This window comes from Streptomyces sp. NPDC000878, from assembly GCF_053599695.1.
The window spans coordinates 1-1,680 of sequence record NZ_JBSFMT010000184.1 but is presented as its reverse complement, the minus strand read 5'-3'; the positions used below and the strand labels follow the sequence as shown (position 1 = coordinate 1,680).

The following is a 1,680-nucleotide window of genomic DNA, read 5'->3' as shown; positions in this document are numbered from 1 at the left end:
TAGCCTCGCCGTTTCGGTTGGGGTGATGAGACGTCGTTGATCGTCAACTGTCGCGTGGGCAGGGTGTTTTCACCGCTCGGGCATGGCGGCGTCCCGGCGCGGTGGCCGTGTTCTCCAAGGTCTTTCGGGTCGTGGGCGGTCAGGGGTTGCCGGTCAGTCAGCGGGACGGGGCAGTGCGGCGAGGCGGTGGAAGGCCGTGGCGAGTTCGTGTCTCCAGGGCCAGGTCGCCGATATCCGCAAGCACAGGCGCCGGCCGCCGCGGGTGAGGCGGGCGGCGACGTGCAGCAGCCGGTAGCGGAGCTTCTTCGGCTCGGCAGACGCAAGTTCGCCGTCCAGCAGCAGGACACGCATCCAGGCCAGCAGATCGATCGCCGCGAGGCTGAGTTCGAGCCAGGCGGCGTTGACGTTGAAGTCGCGCGAGGGGAAGCGGCCGAAGCCGGTGGTCTTGCCGCACCGGATGTGGTCCTCGACGCATGCATGCCCGCGGTGGCGGACTTCCAGGAACTGGGCGGAGCCGCCACCGGCGTGCGGGGTGTCGGTGAGGAACACCTGATGGCGCAGGCCCTCGTCCTGGTCGAACAGGGACAGTTGGGCTCCGGGGTGCGGGCGTTCGCGGCGCACGATGATGCGGGTGCCGGCCGGATAGCCGGTCAGGTCGACCATGCCGGTCAGCTCGGCGACCTCGGCGCCGTCACGCAGTGTCCCGTCCTGGTTCAGGGCGGGATGCCAGAGGCGGTCGGGCATGGCCCGGACAGCGCGGCGGACCGGCTCGGTGATGGCGTATCCGACTGAGAAGGAGGTACGGATTCCTCGTTTCCGCAGGCTGCGGACGTGGGTGAGGAAGGCTTTCGCGGATCCGGCGCTGTCGGTGCGGACGAGGGTGTCGGTGCCGTGCCGGTGGGCGTCGGGGATCTGCGCGAGCGCTTGGTCGAGCACGGTGATGTGGTCGGCGGCGGTGTTGGCGCCGGCGTTCCCGGGCCGTAGCCGGCCGGACAGTGCCTCGCCGGTGTTGGCCAGGAAGCACAGCAGCGGATGGAAGCCGAAGCCGCCTTTGTAGGTGGGTGCGGCCTGCTGTTTCTCCGAGTGGCAGGTGACCAGGGTGGCGTCGAGGTCCAGGACCAGACCGGGCAGCGTGCGTCCCGCGGCCCGGACTTCGGGTATGCCCTCGCCGTGCTCGGCGGCCTGCAGCCAGGCGACTTCCCGGGCCGTGGCGCGGGCCGGGGCCAGCGAGGCGAGGGCGGTCTCGTCAACGTCGGCGAGCAGTCGCCAGGCCGTCGGTGCCGAGGCGACGGGGCCGAACACCCCAGCCTGGTCCCGCAGTACGGCCAGGTCCGCGATGGCCTCGCCGCCGTCGGCGAGCATCACCGCCAGGTCGGTGGCGATCCTGCCCGGGTCATGGCCGGTCCCACGCGGCCGAAGCGACCGTAACGCGGTCGAGTACGCGGCGGTCAGCCCGGTGGCATCGGCAAGATCCGCCAGCAGCCGTGCCCCGGCATGCCCGACCACCCCCGAACCATCGGCACTGACATGGACCTTGGGACGCAACCCGATACCCTGCACGTAGAAAGTGCCCTCCGCCTGGACCGACAGAACCCCTCAGCAAGGTTCATCGTCCCAGGTCAGGAAGGCACTTTCGCGTTTCCGCCTCAACAGCCGCCGTACCCAAGCGAAACGGCGAGG

The 1,680-nt window shown here is 70.3% G+C and carries 1 protein-coding gene; it reads right to left on the bottom strand.

The window, feature by feature from the left end; genetic code table 11:
- Window positions 1–153: 153 nt before the first annotated feature.
- The gene (locus ACWDR4_RS50055; RefSeq protein ID WP_450418857.1) at window positions 154–1,590 is read right to left on the bottom strand and encodes an IS1380 family transposase; all 1,437 of its coding nucleotides are present in this window, start codon (window positions 1,588–1,590) and stop codon (window positions 154–156) included.
- Window positions 1,591–1,680 lie beyond the last annotated feature (90 nt).